At 68.0% G+C, this 18,663-nt stretch carries 18 protein-coding genes; 7 read left to right on the top strand and 11 right to left on the bottom strand.

Translation table 11 applies throughout. The features are described 5' to 3' along the window. Positions 1 to 21: 21 nt before the first annotated feature. From GQ674_RS00450 to GQ674_RS00405, 10 genes are all read right to left on the bottom strand, one after another. On the bottom strand, positions 22 to 1,389 hold the full coding sequence (locus tag GQ674_RS00450) for a VOC family protein (protein WP_159495559.1): 1,368 nt from the start codon (positions 1,387 to 1,389) through the stop codon (positions 22 to 24). A gap of 134 nt (positions 1,390 to 1,523) precedes the next feature. Further along, positions 1,524 to 2,072, bottom strand: a complete 549-nt coding sequence (locus GQ674_RS00445) for a hypothetical protein (protein WP_159495558.1) — start codon at positions 2,070 to 2,072, stop codon at positions 1,524 to 1,526. A gap of 31 nt (positions 2,073 to 2,103) precedes the next feature. After that, positions 2,104 to 2,853, bottom strand: a complete 750-nt coding sequence (locus GQ674_RS00440; protein ID WP_159495557.1) for an HAD family hydrolase — start codon at positions 2,851 to 2,853, stop codon at positions 2,104 to 2,106. A 48-nt stretch (positions 2,854 to 2,901) separates the two neighbouring features. Then, on the bottom strand, positions 2,902 to 3,315 hold the full coding sequence (locus GQ674_RS00435) for a hypothetical protein (RefSeq protein ID WP_159495556.1): 414 nt from the start codon (positions 3,313 to 3,315) through the stop codon (positions 2,902 to 2,904). Between the two features lie 112 nt (positions 3,316 to 3,427). Beyond that, the gene (locus tag GQ674_RS00430; RefSeq protein WP_159495555.1) at positions 3,428 to 3,844 is read right to left on the bottom strand and encodes an EF-hand domain-containing protein; all 417 of its coding nucleotides are present in this window, start codon (positions 3,842 to 3,844) and stop codon (positions 3,428 to 3,430) included. Between the two features lie 223 nt (positions 3,845 to 4,067). Continuing rightward, positions 4,068 to 4,445, bottom strand: a complete 378-nt coding sequence (locus GQ674_RS00425; RefSeq protein WP_159495554.1) for a hypothetical protein — start codon at positions 4,443 to 4,445, stop codon at positions 4,068 to 4,070. A 58-nt stretch (positions 4,446 to 4,503) separates the two neighbouring features. Then, on the bottom strand, positions 4,504 to 5,178 hold the full coding sequence (locus tag GQ674_RS00420; protein WP_236546270.1) for a M15 family metallopeptidase: 675 nt from the start codon (positions 5,176 to 5,178) through the stop codon (positions 4,504 to 4,506). 10 nt (positions 5,179 to 5,188) lie between these two features. Continuing rightward, positions 5,189 to 6,745, bottom strand: coding sequence for a serine hydrolase (locus GQ674_RS00415; protein WP_236546155.1), 1,557 nt, complete (start codon positions 6,743 to 6,745; stop codon positions 5,189 to 5,191). 4 nt (positions 6,746 to 6,749) lie between these two features. Then, positions 6,750 to 9,749: a TonB-dependent receptor gene (locus GQ674_RS00410; protein ID WP_159495552.1), complete on the bottom strand. Its 3,000-nt coding sequence runs from the start codon at positions 9,747 to 9,749 to the stop codon at positions 6,750 to 6,752. Positions 9,750 to 9,792: 43 nt separating this feature from the next. Continuing rightward, on the bottom strand, positions 9,793 to 11,295 hold the full coding sequence (locus GQ674_RS00405; protein WP_159495551.1) for a transglutaminase-like domain-containing protein: 1,503 nt from the start codon (positions 11,293 to 11,295) through the stop codon (positions 9,793 to 9,795). A 134-nt stretch (positions 11,296 to 11,429) separates the two neighbouring features. Here GQ674_RS00405 and GQ674_RS00400 point away from each other — a divergent pair, with 134 nt between their 5' ends. From GQ674_RS00400 to GQ674_RS00370, 7 genes are all read left to right on the top strand, one after another. Then, complete coding sequence (locus GQ674_RS00400) at positions 11,430 to 11,876, top strand: hypothetical protein (protein WP_159495550.1); 447 nt, start codon at positions 11,430 to 11,432, stop codon at positions 11,874 to 11,876. Then, positions 11,873 to 13,303 carry an SH3 domain-containing protein gene (locus GQ674_RS00395; protein ID WP_159495549.1) on the top strand — a complete coding sequence of 477 codons (1,431 nt, stop codon included), beginning with the start codon at positions 11,873 to 11,875 and terminating at the stop codon, positions 13,301 to 13,303. Before GQ674_RS00400 ends, GQ674_RS00395 begins: the two co-directional genes overlap by 4 nt. Beyond that, the gene (locus GQ674_RS00390) at positions 13,300 to 14,406 is read left to right on the top strand and encodes a dipeptide epimerase (protein ID WP_159495548.1); all 1,107 of its coding nucleotides are present in this window, start codon (positions 13,300 to 13,302) and stop codon (positions 14,404 to 14,406) included. Before GQ674_RS00395 ends, GQ674_RS00390 begins: the two co-directional genes overlap by 4 nt. 229 nt (positions 14,407 to 14,635) lie before the next feature. After that, on the top strand, positions 14,636 to 15,484 hold the full coding sequence (locus GQ674_RS00385) for a MurR/RpiR family transcriptional regulator (RefSeq protein WP_159495547.1): 849 nt from the start codon (positions 14,636 to 14,638) through the stop codon (positions 15,482 to 15,484). 30 nt (positions 15,485 to 15,514) lie between these two features. Next, entirely contained in the window at positions 15,515 to 16,324 is an 810-nt protein-coding gene (locus GQ674_RS00380) for a hypothetical protein (RefSeq protein ID WP_159495546.1), read from the top strand. Further along, positions 16,321 to 17,619, top strand: coding sequence for an amino acid permease (locus tag GQ674_RS00375; protein WP_159495545.1), 1,299 nt, complete (start codon positions 16,321 to 16,323; stop codon positions 17,617 to 17,619). Before GQ674_RS00380 ends, GQ674_RS00375 begins: the two co-directional genes overlap by 4 nt. Positions 17,620 to 17,726: 107 nt before the next feature. Continuing rightward, positions 17,727 to 18,074 carry a hypothetical protein gene (locus GQ674_RS00370; protein WP_038690880.1) on the top strand — a complete coding sequence of 116 codons (348 nt, stop codon included), beginning with the start codon at positions 17,727 to 17,729 and terminating at the stop codon, positions 18,072 to 18,074. A gap of 25 nt (positions 18,075 to 18,099) precedes the next feature. Here the strand turns inward: GQ674_RS00370 and yiaA are convergent, their stop codons facing one another. Then, positions 18,100 to 18,537, bottom strand: coding sequence for an inner membrane protein YiaA (gene yiaA / locus GQ674_RS00365; protein ID WP_038690881.1), 438 nt, complete (start codon positions 18,535 to 18,537; stop codon positions 18,100 to 18,102). Between the last annotated feature and the right edge of the window lie 126 nt (positions 18,538 to 18,663).

The raw sequence follows: 18,663 nt of genomic DNA, 5'->3' as shown, positions 1-18,663 counted from the left end.
GTGGCGCACGGGACCCGGGTATTACGCGTTGCGCAACGTCGCCAGCGATTCGGCCTGCAGGCGTTCGTAGATCGCAAATTCGTCTTCCACCTGCATGCCCAGCGCCTGCTCGAATGCTCCACGGTTGGCGTGGGCGGCATACGCGCGCTGTTCTTCGCCGCCCAGGTTGGACTGGAAGATCCCTGCGGCACTGACCGGCAGGAAATCCTCGTAGACGATCGGGTCGGCGCTGGCCAGACCGGCGGCGATCAGGGCCTCGGCCGGCAGGTCGCCGATGGCGGCCGGATCGGCGCGGCCGGCGTCGGTGAGGGCGTAGCGGTAGTAGCCCAGGCCCTCGCGGCGCAGGGTGGCGTGATCGTCCGGGAACGCGGTGAACGCGGCGGCCAGGCGGGTCGGGTAATCCTGCCCGGTGCTGCCGGCGCCGCCACTGTCACGTGCCTGGGCCAGCAGCTGGTCGTACAGCGCGCGGCCCTTGGGCGTCAGTGCCAGGCCACGCTGTTCGATCTCGCCGAACCGCGCGGTATGGGTGCCGGCATCGGCCGCCTCGCCCGACGGAAAGTGCACGGTTTCCTGCAGCGCCTTGAAGCTGGTCTGGCGCAGCAGGATCGGGCAGTGGCGCGGCGGCGGGCCTTCAACCACGGCCTTGGCGTCGATGCCGCGCGCGAGCATGGCGGCCTGGGCGGCGTCGATGTCCAGCGTGCGCGGGGTGAGGTGGTTGATGTGCGGGCCACGGAAGCTGACCACGTCGGCAATCAGGCGGTGCGCATCGTGCAGCGCGTGGTAGGTGGCCAGCGACACGGTGGCATCGCCGTGCCAGCGGAACGTCTCCAGCGATTCGATGACGAAGCGGCGGGCATCATCCTGGCTGAGGCCACCGTCGCGCTCGGCCTGGTCGATCAGGGCCAGTGCGGCGTCGGTGAAGATGCGGCGCCGGGCCAGGATGCGCGCCGATTCCTCGCGCAGCGCGGCGTCTTCGATCAGCTCCAGCCGCAGCAGCGAGGTGAACACCCGGAACGGGTTGTGCGCCAGCGCCTTGGCGGTGCGCGGGCGGAACGCGGTGGAATGCACCGGCACACCGGCCACCGACAGGTCGTAATAGCCCACCGGGTGCATGCCCATCACCGCGAACAGGCGACCCAGCGTGGCCAGTTCCTCGGCAGTGCCCACGCGGATGGCGCCGTGGCGCTCCTGGTCCAGGCGGCTGCGTTCGTCGGTGCGGTCCAACTGCTCGGCCAGTGCCGGGTTGGCGGTGAGCACGGCATCGTTGATCTCGGCCACCAGGTCCACCAGCGTGCCGTACAGCGGCACCTCGGTGCGGTACATGGTGGACATGGCCTGGGCGAACAGGCTGCGGATATCGTCGGGTGAAACGAAACGGTCGGCGCTCATTACGTACTCGGCAACGGATCACGGGGGAAGGTGCAGCAAGCGCGCATTGTCGCCGAGGGCGGGGGTTACCGCGATCTGCACAGCAACAAAGGGGCGTTGCGGGGAGAGCACCCCATGGGGGCGTGCGCAGAAAACTAGCGCGCCGGCGGCGTGGGGTTGCTCGCCGCACGCTGGCGCTGGGCGCGGTCGCCGAGCTGGCGCTGCAGGGTGGCGTCCAGCGTGATCGGGCGGTCCCAGTGGTCGTGGCTGGCTACGATGGCGTGGCGCAGCGCGCGCCAATGCAGGTTGGTCGGCGTGACCGGCAGCGCGGCCACCACGTCCTCCCAGCGCTTGGGCTGGCCCTCTTCCGGTACCGCGCGGCTCCAGGCCTGCACGCTGTCGCGGCACCCGCGCTCGATGGCATGGGCCCAGAAACAGGCGAAGTAGATGTCACCGGCCTGCCAGCCGTGGGTGTACATCAGCGCGGCGATGTAGCCACGCGACACGCCGGCATAGCGCGCCACCTCGTCCAGGAAACTGTCCGGGTAGCGTTCGGCGTAGTGGTTGATGTCCTGCAGCTGGGCGTCCACCCAGGCATCGCCGGTGTCGACCACATAGGCTTCTGACTTCTCCGCGGTCTGCTGCGCCAATGCCGCCCACGGCAGCATCAGCACCAGCAGCACCAGCCACGTGCGCAGGGTCATGGGACACCACCGCCGCAGCGCTGCATGCCGGTCAGGCCCGCGCGGCCTTGGCTTCGATGGCGCGCAGGGCCTGCGGCCAGTCGAAGGCGGTCGGGGCGTCGACCATGCGCGGCTCGTCGTCGGCCACACCGTGCTGGGTTTCATGCGCCCAAGTCACCGCGTACGGGGTGTGGATGCCCCAGCCGCCCAAGGTGATCACCGGTTCGATGTCCGAGCGCAGCGAGTTGCCGACCATGCAGAAGCGCTCGATCGGCAGATCGAATTCTTCCAGCACGCGCGCGTAGGTTTCCGGGTCTTTCTCGGACACGATCTCGATGCGCGGGAACAGATCACGCAGGTTGGCCAGCTTGATCTTGGCCTCCTGGTGGAACAGGTCGCCCTTGGTGATCAGCACTACCGGGTAGTCGCGCGCGATCTCGGTCACCGACTCGCGCACGCCGTCGATCAGCTCGACCGGGTGGCGCAGGGTGTCATGGCCGATGTCCAGGATCTGCTGCAGGTCGCGCGCGGTGATCATCTGCTGGGTGATCTCGATGGCCGCCTCGACCATCGACAGGGTCATGCCCTTCACCCCGTAGCGGAACACGCCGAGATTGCGCTGCTGGACTTCGAGCAGGTGGCGTGCGGTCTGGGTGTCGTGCACGTCGATGTAGCGCGACAGGATGTCGAGGTAATCCTGCTCGGCCTTGCGGTAATAGTCTTCGCTCTTCCACAGCGTGTCGTCACCGTCAAAACCGACCAGGCCGATGGCGCCGGTGGGCGCGGGCGAGGAGGTCATCATCAGGCAAGGATAGCAACAGCGCCGCGCCAGCCCAATGACATCATCGGCTCACTGGCCGAACGGCCGCGGGCCGTCCCAGCCCAGCACGCCAAGCTGCGGCAGCTCGATGCGGGTAAGCAGCCACTGGCCAGGGCCCTGCCAGCTGAATTGGCGGTAGCTGCTGGCCAGCTGCCCGGTCTCCTGCCACCACGCCATGAGCGCGGCCGGGCCTTCGGGGTCATGGGGCTGGTACTGGAACGGCAGGCCGCGGGTGTTGAGTTCGCCCAGCACCTGCTGCAGGGCCGCGTTGGCCCAGCGCGGACCGTGATCCTCAAAGGGGATCGATTCGGCGCAGCCCCCGGGCGAGGCACCGGTCACCACCACCACTTCGCCGGGCGCCAGGTGCGACACCCGCTGCGGCGGAGGTTCGCCCGGTACGGGCAGGTAGACGTCGAAGGGAGGCCGGCGGCCGGGATGATCCATGGGATCCATCATAAAAGAAGGGCGGCCGAAGCCGCCCAACCCCTCACTGCTGTTCACCGGTGTCCAGCGGTGTTCAGCCCTTGCGCTCAATGAACTGCATGCTGCACGTGGATCAGTTGCCCGGCTGTGCGCCGCTGCCACTGGCGGCCTTGCCCTGCTGGGCCGCCACGTACGCCTTGTACTCGTCCGGCGAAAGCTCGCCATCCTTGTTGCTGTCTGCCTGGTCGAATACCTGGGCCAGACCCGCATTGACCTGGGCTTCGGTCTTGCTGATGGTGCCGTTGCCGTCGGTATCCACACTGGCCCAGGTCTGGCCACCACCACTGGCCTGCTGCGAGGCCTGCGCGGCGGCACCTGCGGCCGAATCTGCCGCCTGGCCGGCCTGCGCCGCTGCCTGCTGGGCCTGCGCGGCCTGATTCTGTGCCTGCGCGGCGCTCTGCTGCGCGGACTGGGCCATCGCCGGAATGGCCAGCACACTGCCTGCGGCGACGATCAGGGCGATCAGGGGCTTGCGGTTGCGAATAGTCATTGGGTGGTCTCCTGCGATTGGGGTGTTGCACGGTTCGTTGTTTTTCCGCACGGCCCCACACTGCCACCGCGTTTGTGAATCAACTTTGCGTCGCAACCGGCCTGCGCACGCGGTCTTAACCACCTGCCCACGCGCGTCGTTTACCGCACAGGTTATGTGCAGGTGAGCAGGCAGTAAGAAGAGCATTCAACGGGCGCGGATTTAACCGGATGCGAACGGAATATCAGCCGTCGCTGGCGTTTTTTTCGCCTGAGCGCGAACTGAATATCATCCAGCCCAACGCAACACCGCCGAGTGCACCGGCCACTTCCAGCACCACACGCGAGCCCAGTTCGTTGGGGTCGTGGATACCGGCCAGGAACAACCGCGCGTACAGCGGCGACTCCAAACGCATCATGCCCATGTAGAACAGATTCCACGCATCGATGCCGGCCGATACCACCACCGCGATCACGCAGGCCCAGCCGATGGCGTGCCCGGCGGTCCAGCCCAGCGCGCGGCACAGGCGGTGCCACAGCGCATACACCAGCAGGCCGACCAGCAGCGCGATCAGCCCTGCTTCCAGGGTTCCGAGCAATCCAAAGTGCAGCGGCAGGTTCATCGTGGTCCGGGCGGCAGGTCAGGCCACAGTGTAGCGGCGTGGCCCGCGCCTCCGGCGTTCAGCGCACCGGCACGTCGTAGGCGGTGTGCGGGTCCGGCTCGGGGCGGAGGGTGTAGTGCCACCACTCCAGCGGGTAGTTGGCAAAGCCGTGCCGGGCCATCGCCTGCACCAGCCGCTGCCGGTTGCCGCGCTGGAGGGCGCTGATGTCTGCCGCGTCGGTATGCGCACGCGGGCCGAAGAAGTCGAAGTCGGTGCCCATGTCCAGCGCGCTGCAGGGGCCGGTGCGGCAATCGAGCAGGGTCAGGTCGACGGTGGCGGCGCGGCTGTGGCCGGAGGTCTCGGCGATGTAGCCGCCCAGCAGAGCCGGTTTGTCCAGGTCGGGATACTGCAGCGCCTTGCGCGACTGTTCGGCCGGGTCATGGGCCCAGCGCACGAACGCCTGCACCGACTGCGCCGGGCGGTAGCAGTCGAACACGCGCAGCCGGTAACCCTCGGCCCGCAGATCGGCTTCCACCGCGGCCAGTGCGGTAGCCGCCGGCGCCAGCAGCAGGCACTTGGGCGCGTCGTAGCCGGGCACGGGGTGGGCGGTGAAGTTGTTGCTGCCGGCGTAGCGGATGTCCAGTGCGATGTCGGGCACTTGGCGGGCAAGGTCGACCAGCCCGGCCTGCTCGACGGTGCGCGCGGGGGATACCTTTACCGGCTGCGCCTGCGCACCGCCGATGACGGCCAGCATCAGCAAGGCGCTACGGGCAATCGCCGATGCGGGTGAACTGCAGGTCCTGGTAGTCATAGCTGAAGTCGATATCCGGGTCGATGGCGCGCAGTGCAAGCGTGGGCGGCGTGCCCGGCTGCGGCTGCAGCCAGGGCTCGGCATCGGCCCCGAGCGTATCCCACTGCACCAGCCAGCGCGCGCCCAGCTGCATCACCGTGCCCTGCAACTGCGGCGACTTCTCCACCTGGAAACGCAGCCGGCCATTGTGCGGGCACACACGGGCCGGCCCCAGCCACGGGTCGCGGTAGCGGCCCTGCCAGGCGGTCGTGGCCTGCAGACTGGCCGGCGTGCGCGCACGCGTGTCCGGGCGCACGTGGCCGCTGTCCCGGCGTTGTTCCTGCTCGTCGCGCAGCAGGCGCGCGTAATCCAGCACGCCCTTGCTGTCATCGGGCGCGGTGTAGTGCCGCAGCGCGGCCTGCATCAGCGCGGTGCGGGCATCTTCGGCATCGCCGTTGATCAACAGCACCACGCCCACGCGCCGGTCCGGCAGCAGCGCCAGCGAGGAATACATACCCGACAGCGTGCCGGTGTGGGCGACCTTCCACTGGCCGTCCAGGTCCGACAGGCGCCAGCCGTAGCCATACGCAGCGAAGTGCGCGTTGTCCCACTGGCGCTGGCGCGCACCGATCGGCATCGGCATGTGCGCGTTCCACAGCGCGCGGCGCTGCGCATCGCTGAGCCATCCCGGCACCTGCGCCGGGTCCAGCAGCACCTGCATCCAGCGGGTCATGTCCTTGAGGCTGCAGCGGATGCCGCCGGCGGCCATGGACGTCAGGTCCGGGCTGGTGTCGGCATCGGGCTGGGTGACCACGTTGCGGCCATCGCGGCGTGCGTGCGGCTGGGCCACGTTGCCCACCGCCGCCACCGACCACGCCCCCACCTGGCAGCGCTGCATGCCCAGCGGCACGAATACCTCCTCGCGCAGCAACTGGTCGTACGGCTTGCCGCCCGCGCGCGCGGCGACCTCCCCGGCCACCACATACATCAGGTTGTCGTAGGCGTAGCCACTGCGGAAGCTGGTGACCGGTTTCAGATGCGCCAGCCCGGCGATGATGTCCTGCCGGGTGAAGGCATTGGGTTCGGGCCACAGCATCAGGTCACCGGCGCCCAGGCCGAGGCCACTGTTGTGGATAAGCAGGTCGCGCACCTGCATGTGTTCGGTGACCCACGGATCGTGCATGCGGAACTGCGGCAGGTATCGAATCACCGGGTCGTCCCAGCGCAACGCACCGCGGTCGACCAGCCGTGCCAGCAGCGCGGCGGTCATCGCCTTGCTGTTGGAGGCGATCTTGAACAGCGTGTCCTCATCGATGGCCTCACCTGTGCCCACGCGGCGCTCGCCGGCGGTGTGCTGATAGACCACCTGTCCGTCTTCCACCACGGCCATGGCCAGGCCCGGCAGCGCGTAGTGCTGCCGGGCCTGGTCGAACATCGGCTGGAAGGGCGGTGCGGGCGCTGCAATGGCGCTGGCTGAAACAGCCAGCGCCACCACCAGCGCACGCCACCGGTGCAGCGTCATCGCGGTCATCCCATCAGTAGTTCCAGGTCACCGTGAGCTGCGCATAGCGCGGCGACTGGAACCCGGTGCCGTACCCGTACATCGGGTTCAGCGTACCGATGCTGTCCTGTGGTTCGTAGTCCTGGTCCACCGACACGATGCGCTGCTGGTTGAGCACGTTGTACACGGCCAGCTTCAGGTTGATGTCCTGCGGCACCGGCACTTTGTAGGCAATGCTCATGTCCAGGTCGTAGGTCCACGGCGTGCGCCCATCGCCGCCGCGCGGGGAATGCACGAACACCCGTTCGGACGGCACGGTGGCCTGGCAGTTGGACACGCACACGTAATAGCTGTGGAAGTCGGTGTCGTCGAACGGGTTGCCGGCGCCGAAGCGGGTGATCGGGCTGCCCGACTGGATGCCCAGAGTGGCGGCCACGGTGAGGTTCTCGGTCAGCGCGTAGCTGCCGCGGAACTTGAACTGGTGGCGGCGGTCGTTGGCCAGGTAGCCGTAGCCGCGGTAGTTCACCCACGGATTGTCGAAGTTCTCGGTACGCCCGGAATCGGCGAAGTCGGTGTCGGAGTTGACCGGGCCTTCGGCGTTGCCGCGCCCATAGGCCAGCGTATAGGACGCATTGAAGCCCCAGGTGCCGTCCCAGGCGCGGTCCACCTGCAGTTCCAGCGCCTTGTAGTCGCGCTTGGGCTTGACCCAGCCGCGCTGGCCCACGTAGTTGCCGTCATCGTCGTACAACGCCCAGCCTTCGCGCGAGGTGTCGATGTCGATCCAGGCATCGTTGCTGCCGTCGCAGTTGCTGTCGCCCCACACGGTGTTGGTGCGGCCGGGGTTGCCCATGATCCAGACACCGTCGATGGCACCGCACTGGCCGGTGGCGGTGATGTTCATGTCGTCGATGGCGTTGTGCAGGCGGCGGTAGGTGACGCTGGCGGCCAGCGACCACGATTCGCTCAGCATGTGCTGGAAGCCCAGGATCGCTTCGTCCTGGTACACCGGGTCCATCTCGCGGTTCACCTCCGCGCGCAGGTCCGGCACGCTGCCGTCGCCCTGCGAATTGTCCACCGGGCCGATCTGCCCGCCCAACCCGGGCACGTTGTTTGCCGCGCCGGAATAGCCCAGGAACTCATACCAGGTGCGCTCGTCCAGGAAGCCGCCGGCCTGCTTGATGTTGATCACGTTGGCCACGGGCAGGAAGTAGCGCCCCAGGTTGCCGAACAGCTTGGTGGTGCCGTCGCCGCGCATGTCCCAGGAGAAGCCCAGGCGCGGGGCGATCATGTTGTCGATCTTGATGTAGCTGTTGCCGTCGCCGCCCTTGTTGTCGAACCCTTCCACGCGCGCGCCGATGTTCAGCAGGAAGTTCGGGGTGACCTGCCAGTTGTCTTCCAGGTAGTAGGCCGAGTTGATGGTCTCGAACGAACCGGCCACTTCATAGCGGCGGGTGCGCACCACCAGCCCGCTGGCCGGCACGATGCCGCCGTTGAGCGAGCTGCCGGGGGTGCGGTAGTACACGTCGTAGCGCAGCCCGCCCGGACCGGGGTAGGCGCGTTCGTAGTCGGAGGTGTTCTCTTCGCGGTCCAGGCCGAAGCGCAGCAGGTGGTCGCCGATGGACCATTCAAAATCCGCACGCGCGGCCTTGCGGGTATCCAGTGCCGATTCCAGCTGCGAGCTGCTGGTGCAGCTGCGGTCGCCCTGCAGCGCGGTGGGCACGCCCTGGCTGGCGGTGCGGTTGTCGAACACACGGTTGCAGTTCTGGTCCATGAGGCTGCTTTGCGAGCGGTTGCGCTTGTTCTCGCCGTACATCAGCTTCATGGTCAGGTCGTTGTTGACCTGCCAGCTGTAGGTGCCCGACCAGTTCTTGCCGCCCACGGTGTTGTAGATCTGGTTGGTGCTGTCACCCACGGCGCGGCCACTGGCGTAGTCGTAGCGGTACACGTCGGTGATGGTGTCGCTCTTGTCGGAGAAGCCGAACAGCGACAGCATCTGGTTGTCGGTGATCTGCCAGTCCAGCTTGCCGCCCCAGAAGGGGTCGTCGGCCTTGCCGGCGTTGAACACGGTGCCGGCGTCGTTGGTGGACTGGGGCGTGTAGTCGCGCGCTTCGTACATGCCGAAGAAGAACAGCTTGTCCTGCACCAGCGCGCCGGAAGCGAACACGTTGAGTGCGCTGCGGCTGTAGTCGTCGCGGCTGGCGGTGATGTAGCGGCTGCCATCGGCGGTGTAGCGGTCGCGTGCCTGCGACTGCCAGGCGCGCGGTTCGAACACCAGCTGCGCGCCGGCCTGGAAGTCGTTGCTGCCCGAGCGGGTCACCGCGTTGATCACGCCGCCGGTGCTGCGCCCGAACTCCACCGAGTAGCCGCCGGTCTTGACCTGGAATTCCTGATAGAAGCCGAACGGCACCGAGGAGAAGCCCACCCGGTTGTAGAAGTCGGTGACGTTCAGGCCGTTGATGTAGACGGTGTTCTCGGCCACCGACGAGCCGCCGAAGGAAATGCCCTGCCCGCCCAGCGACCCCTTGCCCTTGACCGCGCCGGGCGCAAGCAGCGCGACGGCGGTGATGTCACGGTCCACCGGCAGCCGCGACAGTTCTTCGCGGGTGATGTTGGTGGCCGACTCGGTGGACTTCACATCCACCATCGACACCACCTGCGGCGCGCGCACTTCCACCGCCCCCAGCGTGCTCACACCACTCACCGGTACGTTGACCGTGGTGGCGCTGCCCAGGCCCACGTTGATCTGGCCCACGCGGGTGGGCGCGCCACCGGCGACGGCTACCTCCAGCTCGTACGTGCCCACCGGCAGCAGCGGAATGCGGTAACTGCCATTGGCCTCGGCGCGTACCGAGCGCACAAAGCCGGTGGACGGGTTGCGCACCGTCACCGTGGCGTTGTCCAGGCGCTGGCCCGGGTCGGTAAGCAGCTTGCCCACCACCGCGCCGTCCTGCGCCATCGCCACCGGCGCCAACGTGCCCAGGCACGCCCCCAACGCGACGCACAGCGCCGCCCGCTTCAACCTGTTCGTGTTCATTCCCTGCTCTCTCCTGCAGATATGGAATCGTGGGTGGTGCCGTTTACCGCTTCACCGCCAGTGGCACGATGTGCGACTGGAAGTCGTAGTTCCATTGATCGAAGTACAGGTTGCCGCCATCCCACTCGACCTCGCCGCGCTGCGAATCCACGGTGTCCGAGCGCGGGAAGCGCTTGGCCGGCACCAGCGGCTGGCTGACGGCGTCGTTGAAGGCGATGCGGTAGGCATCAAGCCCGCCGAAGTAGAAATCGCGCAGCGCCGGCTGCGGGCTGTCCAGGCGGCCGGTGGTGACATCCATCGGCACCCAGCCATACGGGGCCAGGTACAGCGCGCCCCAGTCGTGCAGGTTGGTGTAGCCCACCGCGTCGTCGGCGTAGACCATGCCCGACTGCCAGCGCGCGGGGATGCCATTCATGCGCAGCAGGGTGATCAGCAGCAGGGTCTGCTGGCCGCAGTCGGCGTGGCCGGCGTGCAGCGCGTAGTCGCTGATGTTGGTCAAGGTGGAATACTCGCGCGCGCCGGCCCACGGAATGCGGTCGACCGCATCGAACAGCCGGCGGGCCACCTCGTAAGGGCGGGTTTCGCCTTGCAGCACCTGGTCGGAGAACAGCCGCAGGGCCGGGGTGAAGCGCACGTGCGGCGGCTGTTCGGCCAAGTACGGGGCCAGCGCCGGGTCGGTAGGCGTGGCACGCACCACGGCCGGGTCGATGCGGGTGTGCCGGGCCTGCACGGTGAGCGCGTAGCGGATTTCGAACCGGGTGGGCTGCCCGGCCACGGCGGTGCCTTCCAGGTAGGCCGTGCGTTGCAGCGCGCTGGCCGGGGCAATGCGCGCCTGGTCGGGCGTGCTGCCGCGCCACTGGATCTGTTCCTGCTGGCCGGCGATGGCGCGCGGGTACGGAATCCACGCGCGCAGCGTGGTGCCGGCGGGCACCGCATCGGCCTTCACCGTGAGCGACTGGGTGACTTCCACCCGCTGCGGCAGCACCGACGATTGCCCCGATGCCGTGGCCGCCTCCACCACGTTGGCGTGGTACGGGGTGAGGTGTTCGAACGGACCGTCGCTGGGCAGTGGCGCGTCGGCACGGCGGCGCGCATGTGCTTCATCGCTCAGCCGGAACAGATTGGACGGCGCGCGCTTGAAGTAGAACCGGGTGCCGTCGATGTCCAGATGCTCCAACAGCCCCTGCCGGTCCCAGCGCTCGAATTCGTCGTCGCGCAGGTCCGGAATCGAACGCCGCACGGCGTCTTTGGTCGCGGCGGTGTCCAGGCTGAAATCCAGCCGGATCCGCCGCATGCGCTCGCGCTGGAAGGCCAGCGTGTGTTCGTCGTAGGCCGCTGGCGGCGGGCTGCCGTGCGTGGCGATGCGCTGCTCGGCGCGGGCGAAGTACCCGGCATCGATGAGATCGGCGACGCGCGCGTGTTCGGCCGCGTCGTCTGCCGTGCCGGTGTCGGCGCGCCCGGCCTGGGCCGACGGCACCGACAGCAGCGCTGCCACCAGCAGACTGGCGGCAACAGGCACAAACGGTTTGCGAACGACACGATCCACAGCGACACTTCCCCAGCGCGGGTGGTAAGGCTGTGTAACACGGGCCGTGACGTCGGTCAATAATTTATTCTTGCATTCCACAGCGAAAGGAATAAGTATTCCATGACACCCGCCGCCGCTGGAGGACGTGCCCCATGAATCATCCAGAGCTGCGCTGCGACCATTGCCAGGCCGCTTTCGTGCCGACCGGGGCGCAGGCCGTGCTGTTCGATACCTGCCGCGCCAAGGGCATGCGCCTGGTGATGCTGGACTGCCCGCACTGCTACCACGGCACTGCGGTGGACCCCACCCAGCCCGGTGCCGCGCGCCCGGTCGACCCCACGCCCTCCCTGCCCTGTCCGGAATGCGCCTGCACCGGCGATGCCTGCTGGGTCGATACGCTGCACCCGCCGGTATGGGGCTGCGGCAGCTGCGGTACCACCTGGGCCGACCGGGCGGCGCTGGAAGCCACCATTGCGACCGCCATCGCGCAGTTCCCCTGGCGCGCGCACGCCTACGTTCGCATGGGCACCTACTACCGCGCGGCGCCTTCGCTACCGAAGCGCTATGCGGCCGATGTGGCCACGGAGTGGGCGGCATGACCCGCGCCGCCGCCAAACGCGTGCTGGCACTGTTGCTGGCGGTGTCCGGCGCGCCGGCGTGGGCCGCCGACGGCAGCGCGCCCGGCACCCCCGACCCGGGCGCGCCGCTGCCGTATGTGGTGGATCTGCATGAGGCCCACCTCACCCCGCAGTACTGGGCCGCCCGCCTGCCCAATGCCGATGCGGTGATCCTGGACCGCGCCCAGATCGACGCGCAGAACGCGCGCATGCGCGCCGAAGATGCCTCCATCCACGACCTGCGCGCACTGCCCGCACAGCTGCCGCGTGCACAGGTACTGGCCGCGGTGCAGGCACTGTCGAAGTGGCCGGAGAAAACCCTGTACGGCGTGGATGGCAAGCCGCTCGGTGCGGCGCAGCGCAGCGCCAGCGTGGACAACCTGGCGCTGGCGGCCATTCCCGCACAACGCGCGCTGCAGTACGGACTGGTCACCCATCGCGCCGCACTGCGCGCCTTCCCCACCTCGCTGCGGGTGTTCACCACCCAGGGCGACACCGATATCGACCGCTTCCAGGAATCGGCGCTGTTCCCCGGCGACGCGGTGGCGGTGATGCATGAAAGCGCCGATGGCCAATGGCTGTTCGTCACCAGCGAGCGCTATGCGGCATGGATCGAGAAACGCTTCGTCGGCATCGGCGATGCGGCCACGGTGCTCGGCTACGGCCAGCGCGGGCCGTACCGGGTGATCACCGGCGCGACCGCCTTCACCGCCTACACGCCGGAAGAACCGCGCGTGTCGCGCCTGCAGCTGGACATGGGCGTGCGGCTGCCGGTGCTGGCCGACTGGCCGCCGGGCACCCCGGTGAACGGCCAGCAGGCGCACGCCGGTTACGTGCTGCAGCTGCCGGTGCGCAATGACGATGGTCGCCTGGCGCTGGTACCAGCGCTGCTGCCGCGCTCGCAGGACAGTGCGGCCGACTACCTGCCGCTGACCCCGCGCACCCTGCTCACCCAGGCCTTCAAGTTCCTTGGCGAGCGCTACGGCTGGGGCCACGACTACGACACCCGCGACTGCAGCGGCTTCGTGTCCGAGATCTACCGCAGCGTGGGCGTGCTGATGCCGCGCAACACCAGCGCGCAGGCGGTGAGCCCGGCGCTGGACCGTATCGCCTTCGCCGGCAAGGACAGCAAGGCCCGGCGCACCACGGCGGTGAACCAGCTGCAGGTGGGCGACCTGGTCTACATCCCCGGCCACGTCATGATGACCATCGGCCATGTGGACGGCCGCACCTGGGTAATCCATGACACCGCCGGCGGCAGCTGGTCCGGCCCCGACGGCACCCGCGTGCAGGCGCACCTCAACGGCGTGTCGGTGACCCCGCTGGAGCCGATGATGGCCAGCGACACCGTGAGCTACATCGACCGCATCACCAACATCCAGCGCCTTCGAGCCAAGACTCCTGAATGAAGATCACCGACATCGAACTTGGCATGCTGCGCGTGCCGTTGAAGACCCCGTTCAAGACCGCGCTGCGCACCGTGGATACGGTGGAAGACGTGGTGGTGCTGGTGCGCACCGATACCGGCCATACCGGCTACGGCGAAGCGCCGGCCACCGCGGTGATCACCGGTGATACCCACGGCTCGATCATCGAGGCCATCAACAGTTTCATCAAGCCGCGCCTGATCGGCCAGGACGTGGCCAACCTCAACCATGTGTGCGCGCTGATCCAGAGTGCGATGGAACGCAACACCAGCGCCAAGGCCGCGGTGGAGATCGCGGTGTACGACCTGTGGGCGCAGCTGCACAAGGCGCCGCTGTACCAGATGCTGGGCGGTGGCGACCCGGTGATCACCACCGACATCACCATCAGCGTGGACTACATCGACAAGATGGTGGCCGATTCGCTGTCGGCGATCGAACGCGGTTTCGAGTCGCTGAAGATCAAGGTGGGCAAGGACATCGGCCTGGACATCGAACGGGTCAAGGCGATCCACGCCGCCGTGCAGGGGCGTGCGCTGCTGCGCCTGGACGCCAACCAGGGCTGGACCGCCAAGCAGGCGGTGCACGCGATGCGCACGCTGGAAGAGGCCGGGGTGGTGCTGGAACTGCTGGAACAGCCGGTGAAGGCCGCCGACATCAGCGGGCTGAAGTACGTCACCGACCGGGTCAACACGCCGGTGATGGCCGATGAGAGCGTGTTCAACCCCGGCCAGGTGGTCGACCTGATCCAGCAACGCGCCGCGGACATCATCAACATCAAGCTGATGAAGACCGGCGGGCTGTCCAACGCGATCCGCATCGCCGACATCGCCGCCATCTACGGGGTACCGTGCATGATCGGCTGCATGATCGAGTCGAGCATCAGCGTGGCGGCGGCCGTGCACCTGGCGGTGGCCAAGAGCGATGTGATCACCAAGGTGGACCTGGACGGACCGTCGCTGGGGCAGTTCAACCCGGTCAGCGGCGGGGTGAATTTCAACGAATCGGAGATCACCATCAGCGACGCGCCCGGGCTGGGCATCACCGAGGTGCGGGGGCTGGAGATGATCACGCCGCCGCGGTGGTGACCCTGCCTGCACCGCCTGCGGGTAGAGCCACCCCATGGGTGGCTGCTGTTCGCGCAATTCCGGTGTGCGCAGCCGACCAACGGTCGGCTCTACCTCGTGCAATTCCGGGGTGCGTAGCCGACCAACGGTCGGCTCTGCCTCGTGCAATTCCGGGGTGCGCAGCCGACCAACGGTCGGCTCTGCCCGGCGGTTTGCGTATGCTCTCCTTTCCGGACCCGATGCCCCACCCATGCCCCCTCTGGTGAAAATCCGCTCCGAGCGTGACCACATGTCGGCAATCGAACGCCGCATCGCCGACTTCATCCTCGACAACGCCCACCTGCTGCGCGACTACTCGTCCCAGCAGCTGGCCAGCGCACTGGGGATCAGCCAGTCCAGCGTGGTCAAGTTCAGCCAGAAGCTGGGCTTCAAGGGCTACCCCGACCTGAAGTACTCCATCGGCCAAGCGGTGGCCCGCGCCGGCAACGGCACCCAGGCCCAGGCGCCGGCCGCGGCCGACAGCAACGCCTACACCGGTATCGCCGAGCGCCTGCGGCTGAGCAAGGCCGCCGCCGAGGAAGAGACCCGGGTGGCCAACCCGCAGGCCGATGTCGAGGCCATCGTGCACTTGATCGACGCCGCGCCCAAGGTGTTCGTCTACGGCCTGGGCGACGACGGCCTGTATGCGCGCGAGTTCGCCATGCGGCTGTCTTTGCTGGGCATGCTCACCGTGCACCACGCCGACCCGATCCTGATGATGGCCAACCTGTCGGCGGCACGCGCCAACGACGTGATGCTGGTGTTTTCCGAGTTCGGCAAGCTACCGCAGTTGTTCCAGCTGTCGCGCCAGTTCCAGGACGTGGGCGGCAAGGTGGTGTCGATCACCCGGCACAGCGCCAACCCGCTGCGCGCGCACGCCGATGCGTCCCTGGTGCTGTGCGCGCACGACCCGGCGCCACACCTGGCCCAGCTGCTGTACCGTGCCTCATTGCAGTCCCTGCTGGATTTCGTCTTCGTGCTGCTGTGCCATGCCAACCCGGACCGCCACCGCCAGCTCGGGGTGAACCTGGAACGGATCGAACACCTGATCGATACCTGATCAACACCTGCTCTTCTGGAGTCCGCCACGATGCTGCCGTTGTTCCGATCCGTCTTCGCCGTCGTGCTGGCCACCAGCGCCCTGCCCGCCGCCGCGCTCACTCCGGCAGTGGGGCCGTTGCAGGACCACCACCAGATGATCGTGGTCGTCACTGACAGCTGGGATGCCGCCCATGGCCGGCTGCAGGCCTATGAACGCACCCCGCACGGTTGGACGCCACAGGGCAGCGCATTCGACGTGGCCGTAGGCCGCAACGGCAGCGCCTGGGGCGTGGGCGTGGTACCGGCGCAAGGCGTTGGCCCGCACCAACCTGGTGACCCGGTGAAGCCCGGGGACCCGGTAAAGAAGGAAGGCGATGGTCGCAGCCCGGCCGGCGTCTTCACCATCGGCCTGGCCTTCGGCTACGCCCCGACGATCACCACCGCCCTGCCGTACCAGGCGATGCTGGCCAGCAGCTACTGCATGGACGTGCCCGATTCGCCGTACTACAACCGCATCGTCGACGCCGAGGTCGTGGGTAGCGACGCGGTGGAAGGCTCCACCGAGCCGATGCGTCTGGACCTGCACAACAAAGGGGATGTGCGCTATCGCGAGGGCTTTGTGATCGAGCACAACCCGAAGGGCGAAGCGCGCCTCGGCAGCTGCATCTTCGCCCACCTGTGGCGCACGCCCGGGGAGGCCACCGCCGGCTGCACCGCCATGCAGCCCGAACACATGCAGCGCCTGCTGGCCTGGCTGGATCCGACCAGGCGCCCCCTGTTCGTGCTGCTGCCGCGCACGCAGTACCAACAGATGCAGCACGACTGGAACCTGCCGCCCGCACCGGAAACCACCCGATGAGCGCCCCGGCCGATCCCCAACTGGAACGCGCGGTCAGCCGTTGGCAGATCGTCGGGCTGTCGATCAACGATGTGATCGGCAGCGGCATCTACCTGCTGCCCGCCGCCACCGTCGCCCTGCTCGGGCCCTTCAGCCTGTGGGGCGTGGTTGCCGCCGGCATCGTGGTGGCGCTGCTGGTGCTGTGCTACGCGCAGGCGGCCAGCTACTTCGACCAACCCGGTGGCAGCTACCTGTACGCCCGCGAGGCGTTCGGGCGGTTTGCCGGGTTCGAGATCGGCTGGATGATCTGGCTCACCCGGATCAGCTCGGCCGCCGCGCTCAGCAACGCGCTGGCGGACGCAGTCGCACGGTTCTGGCCATGGGCCGGGCACGACCTCGGCCGCGTGCTGATCATCGTGGTGTCGCTGGGCTTCCTCACCGCCGTCAACGTGGCCGGCGTGCGTTCGGCCGCGCGCACCGGGGTGATCCTGGTGATCGGCAAGCTGTTGCCGTTGCTGCTGTTCGTGGCGATCGGCGCGTTCTACGTCGACATGGATCTGGCCTTCTCCGGGGTCCGCCCGGACCCGCACGACCTGCAGCGCATGGGCGAGGCGGCGTTGCTGCTGCTGTACGCCTATGCGGGCTTCGAGAACATCCCGGCCGCCGCGGGCGAGTACAAGAACCCGCGCCGCGACATTCCGTTCGCGCTGATCACCATGATCATCAGCGTCACCGTCATTTACGGTGCGGTACAGCTGGTGGCACAGGGCACGCTGGCCAACCTGGCCGCCTCGCCCACGCCGCTGGCCGACGCGGCCTCCCGCTTCGGCGGAGAAGCGCTGGCGCTGATCCTCACCATCGGCGCCACCATTTCCATCCTCGGCACCAACAGCAACACCATGATGATGGGCCCGCGCTTCCTGTTCGCCCTGGCCCGCGATGGCTACGGGCCGAAGGTGCTGGCCAACGTGCACCCGCGCTTCCGCACGCCGGCGGCGGCCATCGTGACCCAGGGCGTGATCGCATTGGCGCTGGCGCTGTCCGGTTCGTTCGTGCAGCTGGCGCTGTTGTCGATGACCACGCGCCTGTTTGCCTATATCGGCACGGCCGCGGCGGTGCTGGTACTGGCGCGCCGTTTCCGCGACCGCCCCGGTGCGTTGAAGCTGCCGGGTGGCCCGGTGATTCCGGTGCTGGCGCTGGTGCTGTGCGTGGCGCTGTTCGTGAGTGCCAGCTGGCAGAACATCGCCGCCGCCGGCATTGCCTTCGCGGTGGGCGCGGTGATCTACATGCTGCCGCGCAAGGACCGACCGGCCTGAACAGACACCGCGCGGTGGATGACGCTTGATGTGTCATTCACCTCGTGGGTCCACGGCGTTAACCGGCCACTGGGTAGGGTGGAGCCTCACCCAACCGGAGCCACCACATGCCTACTGATTACCAGATTCCCGGCCGGGTGCCGGAAGACGGTGTGCCGCGCCAGGCGGTATCGGACTATTGGCGCGAACGCTTCCCGAGCGAGCCGTACTACGACAACAGCCAGTTCTACGACGATTACGAGCCGGCCTACCAGCTGGGCCACTACTCCCGGGCCGACGAGATGATCCGCGCCTACGAGCAGGTGGAAGCCGAGCTGGAAACGCGCTGGGCGCAGGAGCGCGGCAAGAGCAAGCTGACCTGGGAACAGGCGCGCAACGCCGTGCGCCGCGGCTGGGATGAATCCACCGCCCTGCACCAGTCGCACCTGGACAAGGGTGTGCCGCGCGGCACCTGAGGCAGCGCGCGGCACCTGCTCGCGCTTAGTCGCCGCTGGGCAGCGGCGGGATCTCGCGCACATTGCCACCCGCGGCCATCAGGTCGCGGGTGTTCTTCTGCACCGCCACCGCACCAAACAGGCTCAGGGCGAAGGCCATGCCGTAAAAGCCCTTTTCGCTCAGCAGCAGCGTGGCGTTCCACAGGCCCACCAGCAGCAACAGCAGCGAGGCCAGCAGGGCGAACCAGCACAGCGCGTAGTACAGGCCGCTGACCGGAATGTCTTCGACGCGATCACGCACACTCTTCTGCAGCGACACCGCCGCAAACAGGCCGAACAGGAGCAGGGTGAGGTAGTAGCCCTTCTCGTTGAGCGCCATCTCGGCGTTGAACAGCCCAACCAGATAGGCCGCCGCGCCCAGCAGCAGCGCTGCCCACGAGGCGGCGATGAAGGCCGGGGACGGCTTGTGCACCTGTTGTTTCATGTGATCCAACTCCATTTGATGGCGGCAAGCCGCATACGCCGCCCCACGGGCAGCCCGCGCCAACGGTAGCCGATCACGGCCCGCGCGCCTACGGGGGATGACGTATGGTCCACGCCGCGTTGATGG

It is taken from the genome of Stenotrophomonas sp. 364 (assembly GCF_009832905.1).
Classification (GTDB): Bacteria; Pseudomonadota; Gammaproteobacteria; order Xanthomonadales; family Xanthomonadaceae; genus Stenotrophomonas; species Stenotrophomonas maltophilia_AP.
This window is presented reverse-complemented; position numbering and strand designations above follow the sequence as displayed.